Origin of the sequence: Bacillus sp. SRB_8 (assembly GCF_003264205.1) — a bacterium.
GTDB classification, from domain to species: Bacteria; Bacillota; Bacilli; order Bacillales; family Bacillaceae_G; genus Bacillus_A; species Bacillus_A mycoides.
The window spans coordinates 45,435-53,750 of record NZ_NADT01000033.1 but is presented as its reverse complement, the minus strand read 5'-3'; the positions used below and the strand labels follow the sequence as shown (position 1 = coordinate 53,750).

The window sequence follows — 8,316 nt, the reverse complement described above, 5'->3', positions numbered from 1 at the left end:
CCATTTTATAGGGTACAGTTCATAGCAGATAGGCACCTTTCCTTTTCAACTTAAATATAATCTACATGACTCACCCTGAATCCCTTTTTCTCTATCTTTTCAATTAATCGCTTTAATTTTTTTTCATTTAACTCATCCGATATATTTACGATAACACGGCGAATATATTGATCACCGTTATCAAGAGTAAACAGTCCACCGATATTATATGCTTTTAATAATGTCCCAAGCTCTTTAATTGTTCCCTTACAATCTTGTGTTGCAATTGTTAATATATAACCACCCGTCCGCATACCGAACGAATCCTCAATGACATCAAATACATTAGAATGTGTTAAAATGCCGACAAATTCATTATACTCATTTAAAACCGCTAAAAACGGGAGACGACGAATAACGTAAAAAGCTCTAAAAAAAGAATCCTTTTCAAAAATAAACGAATTTGGACTTTCCAGTACATCTTCTGTACTTACATCCTCTAATCTGCTATTACACTTCTTTTCTAAAAGATCTACTTTATAAATAATCCCCGTGAATTCCTTCTCATTTTCTGCTAATACAGGAATTGCGCGAAATCCCGTTTCATTCATAATTTGTAACGCCTTTTCACCAGAATCATTCGTTTTGCAAAATGTCACCTGCTGTTTTGGCAGAAAATGATATTTAACTCGCAAAATATGTTCCTCCTTACATGTCAACATGTAATCTATATATAATAAGGAGACCTATATTTTATGAGTAAAATCTCTTTTTAAAACGCTTTCATTTTTAAGGGATGATAATCTCTGTGAATACATCTTTATATAACAGAACTTTTTGCCCCTTTTATCATTAAAAGCTTTACGTGATAGTTCATTAAATACTCTATACCTTCCAACCATTTTTTCGCTTCTTCTGGAGTTTTCCCCCACACGATCATTCCGTAATTATGAACAAGGACTACTCCTCCACCTTCAATAAAATTCGGAACATTATTTTCTAATAAATTAGCGAATTTCTTTTCATCTTCTACAATTGGAATTGTCATTTCTGTAATACCGTCTTTTCCAAAAACACGTTCCACACTACGTTTTTCGAATGTTACTTCTCCTTCTTTCCCATATAGCTCTGACATTAAATGACTATCTACAGTCTGTACTTGTAAAATGCATTCTGCACTACTTTTTTTATAAATATCCGCATGCATAAATGACTCTATAGCTGGTTTTTCTTCGTTTTCAAATACTGGCTCACACATGCAATTTACGACAATAAAATCTTCTTCAGAAAATACCCCTTTATCTCTTCCCTCTACATTCACTAAAAATGTTAATGGCTCTTTTGACGTACACATCGATAAACTAATTTTCGTACCATAAAACCAATCGCGAAGTGCCAATTCTGCTTTCACATCTTTTAATTCGTTCCATTTTTTCAGAAAAAATAACATTTCGTCACCCCCGGCGTAATATTAATATAATATTCAAATCCTTTCTATATAAAAGGAATGTTTTTTGATTATTCTAAAAATTTAATTGAATTATCACACGAGAATGCCTTTTTGTCAATATGGTTTCAGCACCTATCGGAAAAATAGGCCTATCACATGTAAACACTCCTGTCTATTTAGCATTTGATTTTGTACATATAAAAAATACGTTATTCTTCTTATTAAAGAATAACGTATTTTTCTCATTTATTATTTTTTTATTGCCCTATACAGAAATTGCGCATATTGCTCACGTGTTACGAAATCATCCCCTAAAAAGTTCCCATTCCCGTCACCTTTTGATATATTATTATCGACTAATGCTTTCACATATCCTTCTGCCCAATGACCTGTTGGTACGTCTGTAAAGTTCTCCAAATTATTTTCATTTTCATTTAACTGAAATACTTTTTGTAATACTACTGACATCTCGTACCTAGTTAATACTCCTTCTGGACGAAACTTACCTGTACCATCTCCTTGCATAATTCCAGCTTGTGCAACTGTAGCAATATCTTGCTCAAACATATGCCCTTTCGTATCAGTAAACATCTCTTTCTGCTCTACTTTATTTTCTAATTTCAAGTACCTTTGTACTAAAGACGCAACTTGTCCACGAGTAATACTATCCCCAAATCCAAATTGTCCATTTCCATATCCCTTGAAAATATTTTCTTTCGCTAAATAATGAATTGCTTCTTCTGACCAATGTCCTTTTGGTACATCTTTAAATTCTACTCCCTCTACTTTCTCATCTTCTTTAGAAGTATTGTCTTCTTTAGAATTGTTGTCCCCTTTACTTTCTACTACATTTTGAATTACAGATCCTGTAAAGAAGATTCCTGTATCCGCAAATGGATCTTTCACTCCAAATTCATATACTTTCTCACCTGGTGTACTCCATTTCACTACACCATTACTATACGTACCACCATCACTCTTCAGACGGATTTTTGTAGATACCTCGCCGTCTTTTTCGTATATAGGTACTTTTACTTCTTTATTTACTTCTGTATCCTCTAAAAAGACTTTTTGGTTTTGGACATTAATATAAGCTTTCTTACTTAGTTCTATTACTGGTCTAACATCGCGGATTTCATTTGCAACAAAACTTAAATATACTAACTTATTCAACTTACTAACTGGCGATAAGTCTGAAATATAATTTGCTTCTAAATCAAGTTTTTGTAAGTTTACTAGATTTGATAATGGAGTAATCTCCTTTAACTCATTATTAGGTAAATCTAATTCTGTAAGCTGAGTCATTTTAGCAAGTGGTGTCACATCTTCAATTTGATTTTTACCGATAAATAATTTATTTAATTGATTCATTTGATCAATACCCGATAAATCTTTAACCTTATTACGCGTTAATACTAAGTCCTTTAAAGGTAATGAATATAACGGTTTAATATCTTCAATTTGATTACCTGCTAAAGTTAAGTATGTTACATTTTTCAATGCGCTTAATGGAGCAACATCCGTAATTTTATTATTTGCTAAATTCAAGTAATCTAGTTGTTCCATTTTCGCTAATGCTGTTACATCTTCTATTTGGTTGCCTGATAGATATAAACTTTTTACATTTTTCATTTCAATTAGTGGTGCAACGTTTGTAATTTTATTATTACTCAAATCAAGAGATTCTAAATTTTCCATCTTAACAAGTGGTGTTACATCTGAAAATTCATTACCACGCAAAGCTAAATGATTTAATTGCTTTAAATTCGCAAAGAACGACGGATCTGTTATCTTCGCATTCGCAACTGTTAAAGATTTTAAATTTGGCATATATTTTAATGCACTATAATCCAGAATCTCATTCGTGTTTAAAAACAAGTCCTTTACTTGTAATAACTCTTCTTTCGTAATTGGTGTATTTAAATCTTTTCTATTAAATACTTTTTTATTAACAAGTTCTCTTAATTTGTTATCTGTTATCATATTTTGATTATCAACTGGATTATCTGTTTCCGTATTGCCTGAATTAGAGTTATCATCTGGTTTCTCTGTTTCTTTTTCACCTACAGTTGGATCTTTAATTTCAAATTGAACTTGATATTTGTGATCATATCCAATAGCCGGAATAAATATATGCATTTGCATATTGTGCTTCTGCTCAAATTCGCCAATTTCAAATTGGACTACTTTCGTTCCATTTTTTCTTTTATCTTCTGACAGAACTTTCACATCATGAAATACACCAGGTTGATTTCTATCTTCTATTCTAAAATATTGAAAATAATCGCTATCTTGTATTGTTACAGTAACGATTTTTTTCCCATCTTCAATTGCTACTTTAGGATTTTTTATGTACTGAGAAACCATAGATGGCTCATCTTTTTGATCCTTATATATTTTAATCTCAGTATCATACGTGCGATCACTGGCTGCTGCTAACGCTGGAGTAGAATACGCAGCAAATGGAATAGCTAATGTTGTTGCTACTACTAGAGCTTTAATATAACTTTTTTTCAAAATAATATCCCCTTATCTTATATATATTCCAATTGATAATTACTATCAATTGCTAACATAATAAATGATAATGAATCTCATTATCATTGTCAACAAGAATATTACATTACGTTTATATTTCCATAGATAAAAAATAAAAAACCCTTTACTCAAAGGGCTTTTTTGCCTATCGTATGAAGGATTTCACTTTTTTCTTTTTCATTAATAACACCAATTTTTTGCAAAATGTTTGCATACAATACAAGTTTATTATATATCCGTTCCGACATACTTTCCCTTCTTTCCTTCGACCAACTTTTTTTGTATTGGTAAATTATATGAACGAGATGAGAAAATGTGTCCACTTTTTGCATAAATACAAAGCTTTTATTTTTTTACTTGCTGATAGTAAAACTCCCACCTAAAAATTAGGTGGGAGTTTAAACGTATTCAATTCATTTAGCAAACTGTCCATTGAATATTATGCTTTTTGACTTCTTCTTCAAAACTATAGGGCATTTTCTTATCACAAATAATATGTTGAATACGAGAAAATCCTGCTATTCGGTAGTTCCCTTTTACGCCTACCTTTGTATGATCGCATAAAATATACGTTTTCTCAGCTAATTTCATCATCGCTTCTGACAGTTTCGCCTTTTCTAATTCAAAGCTAGAAACCCCAAAACCTTGCAACAACCCATCAATCGAAACGAATGCTTTATGAAAATGAAATTGATGAATTACTTGCTGTGAAATAGACCCCGACACACGTGAATGTTTTGGAGATACTTTCCCGCCTATAAATAAAACTTCACCGTGAAACATCTTTTTATTAATAGAAGAAATTAATTGTGTTGCTACTGGAAATGAACTTGTTACAATCGTTAAATTTTTACGATGAACAAGATATGGCACCATTTGAAGTGGTGTACTTCCATCATCAATCGCAATAACATCTCCATCTTCCACAAACGTTGCTGCTTTATACCCAATTCTTTTCTTCTCTTCTATATGCAGCATCTCTCGTTCTAACATCGGTGCCTCTATCCCAGCTCCCGGAAGTTGAACGGCTCCACCGTACACTTTCTTCAATTTTTTTTCACGATCTAATTCTTCTAAATACCGACGAATCGTCTCTGTTGATACTGCGAACTCTCTCGCTAATTCTGAAACTTTTACTTTTCCTTTAAACTCTACCTTCTCAAGAATTGTCCTCTTTCTCTCTTCACCTACTACAGACATAGCCTCACCCCATTTATATCTACCTCATAAACTGTCTTACTTATACAAAGTTATAATTTTCTTTTTCAGTGAAAATCTCTTCATGAATATAAATACCGCGCTTTTCTAGTTCGTCAAAAATAATTTGTGGATTTTCGAAAGCTTCTTCAGGAGTAATAACACCGACTTTATTAACTACTCCTTTTGCAATTAACTCTGTAGCGATTCCAAATGGGATACCAACATTTCTTGTATAGGCCCTTAATTTCTCCCAACCTACTACAGAACCGTCAGATAGCGGATGCGTATGGTATAACACATGCCTTTGTTCTTGATTATTTTTCATACCTACTACTTCTACATGAAGTGCATAACCATAAAGCTCTGTTGCTTGTCCTTCTTTCGATTTTAATAGATACTTCGAAATACAATCCATAATACCAATTTCTTTACCGTTTATTTCAATTTGATCATTACGCAATATACCATAATCATATAAAGCACGAACGAGCTGCATATTTTGCTCTGGCCAAGTTCCTCTTGTTTCAATAAGTTGTACACCTTTATCTTCCAGTGCCTTCGCTAACGTAATCGTTTCTGAATGCGGGATTATATACTGCATTGTTTTTCCGTAAGGTGCTGGTAATTCAATTTCTCTCGGGCGCGCAAACGGAGGTACTTGCTTAAATTCACCTTCCTCATACACTGTACGCGTCGGCAAATGTGGATCATATTCATATGTCGTTGTCTCTGTAATTGATGCAGAAAAAGCAATTGGACGATACGAGCCATGACTTACTCGAACTGACTCTACAGTATCTAACTGATTTGCTGCATACATGGCCATCATTTGCGTTACACCTGGTGTCATACCAAACCCAGGTAAACATGTTGTTCCATGTTGAACAAATTTGGAGTGGGATTCATTTTCTTCACCAAATCCATTTAAGTTCACACCGTGACAACCGGCATCTGCGATACAGCGAGTAGACAATCCATTTAACTTTATCGTCGTACCATCCATTACAATGTTATAGCCCTTCATTTTTGCGACCGTATCCTCATGATTTGTCACATCGACTTTCACAAAATCAACACGAGGATCATTTAACCACTCTACTACTTTTCGGCCTTCCTCTTCATTAAAATCGGCTACCGTAATCGTCTCAAAAGATGAAAATTGAACTAAATCTAAAATTGCTTCACGACAAATTTTACCTGCTCCACCTAAGCAAAATACTTTCACCCTATAACAACCCCTTTAGCAATACTATCAACTAAGCGATTAATATCGTCTTCATGTACATCACCGATATTTCCAATGCGGAACGTATCTACTTTCGAAATTTTACCTGGATAAATAACAAATCCATATCGCTTTAATTCATTATATAGCTGCAAAAATTCAAATCCTGCTTCTGGATAAATGAAAGATGTAATAATAGGAGATTGATATTTTTCATCTACTAATGGCTTAAAGCCCATTTCTTTCATTTTGTGCACTAGTAGTTTTTGATTGCTATAATATCGATTGTAACGGGCTCTTACCCCGCCTTCTTCTTCTAATTCAAGTAATGCCTGATAAAAAGCATGTACAACATGTGTAGGTGAAGTAAAGCGCCATTTCCCATTTTGCTCTTCCATCGTTTCCCACTGATCATATAAATCTAATGATAAAGAACGAGCTTGCCCTTTACATTTCAATAGTTCATCACGATTTGCGATGACAAAACCGAATCCGGGAACACCTTGAATACATTTATTCGCACTACTAATTAGAAAGTCAATTTGCAACTCAGCGATATCTATTTCAATACCACCGAAACTACTCATTGCGTCAACCAGTGTAACTTTTCCGTATTGTTTTCCCAATTTACATACGTCTACAATTGGATTAATAATACCTGTAGTTGTTTCACAATGAACAACTACAATATGCGTAATCTCTTTATCTTGTTGTAATAACTGTTCTACTTCTGCAATATTAGTAGGCTCCCACTCTTCTGTTTGACTGACCACCACATCTATATGTAACATCTCTGCCATTTGTACAATCCGCTTACCGTACGCACCATTTGTACAAACTAGCAGCTTTCCGTTTCTAGGAATAACAGAACCAATTACTGCTTCAACCGCAAACGTACCGCTTCCCTGCATTAAAACTGTTGTGTACTTTTCTTCTTCCTTTGTCGCTAACGATACAAGCCTATTTCTTACATCTTGCACCATAGTGTTATATTCAACATCCCACGTACACCAATCGTATAACATAACTTCTTTTACAGTTTTTGTTGTCGTTAATGGTCCTGGTGTTAATAATAAATAGTGATTTTCATTCATGATCGTGTGCCCCCCTTTATGAAATAATAAGTTCTTGTTTCTCGATATGTTCAATTACGTTTTCGAGCTCCTGCATCGTTTCAATTGTAAAATGAGCCCCATTTTCAACGAAACGATTACGAACTACTTCTATTTTTTCACGAAGATCTAACGGATCCATATTCTCAACTTCCTCTTCCGTTAAACCGAGCTCACTACTACCGAGGATTACACCAACTGTCCACATTCCAGCATTTCTGCCCTCTTTCATATCTGACACGGTGTCTCCAACTTTTATCATATGATTCATTGGGTATACACAGAGTTCCATCGCATTTTTATAACACATCCACGGATATGGACGACCTGCTGGAACATCATTTGGCGTCACAAGAAAATCAGGTTTATACCCTTGTATTTCTGCTTCTTTTGCAACAATGTCCATCATTTCTCTCGTATAACCAGTTGTTGATCCAATTTTAATACCTCTTTCACGTAGTGAAGAAACCACTTCTTTTACCCCATCAATTGGCGTGGCATAGTACGGTAAAATAGCAAAGAGAATTTCTTCAAACTCTTCATACATCTCATGAATATCTTCTTCTGTTGGTAATTGTCCGAAGACATGCTTCCACTCATTCGAAATACGGGGCATTTCCGTTAATACCCTAACATGATCAATCTTCAATAACCCCATTGGTTTGCGAGCTTCTTCTGCTGTAATTTCAACACCGCGTTTATGAAAAATCTTCATGAATACTTCTAATGGTGCAAAACATCCGTAATCAACTGTCGTACCTGCCCAATCAAAAATAACTGCTTCAATTTTCATTCTATCCATCACCCTTCTT

Annotated in this window: 7 protein-coding genes; all 7 read right to left on the bottom strand. The window is 34.2% G+C overall.

Going from position 1 to position 8,316, the window contains the following annotated elements; all coding sequences use genetic code 11:
• Positions 1-50: 50 nt before the first annotated feature.
• Entirely contained in the window at positions 51-674 is a 624-nt protein-coding gene (gene cbpA / locus B5P40_RS25130; protein ID WP_002188875.1) for a cyclic di-AMP binding protein CbpA, read from the bottom strand.
• A gap of 125 nt (positions 675-799) precedes the next feature.
• Positions 800-1,429 (bottom strand): class II aldolase/adducin family protein, encoded by a 630-nt coding sequence (locus B5P40_RS25125; RefSeq protein WP_002011549.1) that lies wholly within the window; start codon positions 1,427-1,429, stop codon positions 800-802.
• Positions 1,430-1,678: 249 nt separating this feature from the next.
• Positions 1,679-3,946, bottom strand: a complete 2,268-nt coding sequence (locus B5P40_RS25120; RefSeq protein ID WP_113710108.1) for an NEAT domain-containing leucine-rich repeat protein — start codon at positions 3,944-3,946, stop codon at positions 1,679-1,681.
• A 438-nt stretch (positions 3,947-4,384) separates the two neighbouring features.
• The gene (locus B5P40_RS25115) at positions 4,385-5,167 is read right to left on the bottom strand and encodes a DeoR/GlpR family DNA-binding transcription regulator (protein WP_002030497.1); all 783 of its coding nucleotides are present in this window, start codon (positions 5,165-5,167) and stop codon (positions 4,385-4,387) included.
• Between the two features lie 40 nt (positions 5,168-5,207).
• Positions 5,208-6,392, bottom strand: a complete 1,185-nt coding sequence (locus tag B5P40_RS25110) for a saccharopine dehydrogenase family protein (protein WP_002126167.1) — start codon at positions 6,390-6,392, stop codon at positions 5,208-5,210.
• A complete protein-coding gene (phnW, locus tag B5P40_RS25105; RefSeq protein WP_002126166.1) occupies positions 6,389-7,486 on the bottom strand; it encodes a 2-aminoethylphosphonate--pyruvate transaminase in 1,098 nt (365 codons plus the stop codon). Before phnW ends, B5P40_RS25110 begins: the two co-directional genes overlap by 4 nt.
• Before the next feature lie 16 nt (positions 7,487-7,502).
• Positions 7,503-8,297, bottom strand: a complete 795-nt coding sequence (phnX, locus tag B5P40_RS25100) for a phosphonoacetaldehyde hydrolase (RefSeq protein WP_002186358.1) — start codon at positions 8,295-8,297, stop codon at positions 7,503-7,505.
• Between the last annotated feature and the right edge of the window lie 19 nt (positions 8,298-8,316).

Bases quoted from the DNA above. Each gene is read 5' to 3' on its own strand.
- B5P40_RS25125 (WP_002011549.1), bottom strand. From the start codon at position 1,429: ATGTTATTTTTTCTGAAAAAATGGAACGAATTAAAAGATGTGAAAGCA.
- B5P40_RS25115 (WP_002030497.1), bottom strand. From the start codon at position 5,167: ATGTCTGTAGTAGGTGAAGAGAGAAAGAGGACAATTCTTGAGAAGGTA.
- phnW (WP_002126166.1), bottom strand. From the start codon at position 7,486: ATGAATGAAAATCACTATTTATTATTAACACCAGGACCATTAACGACA.
- phnX (WP_002186358.1), bottom strand. From the start codon at position 8,297: ATGAAAATTGAAGCAGTTATTTTTGATTGGGCAGGTACGACAGTTGAT.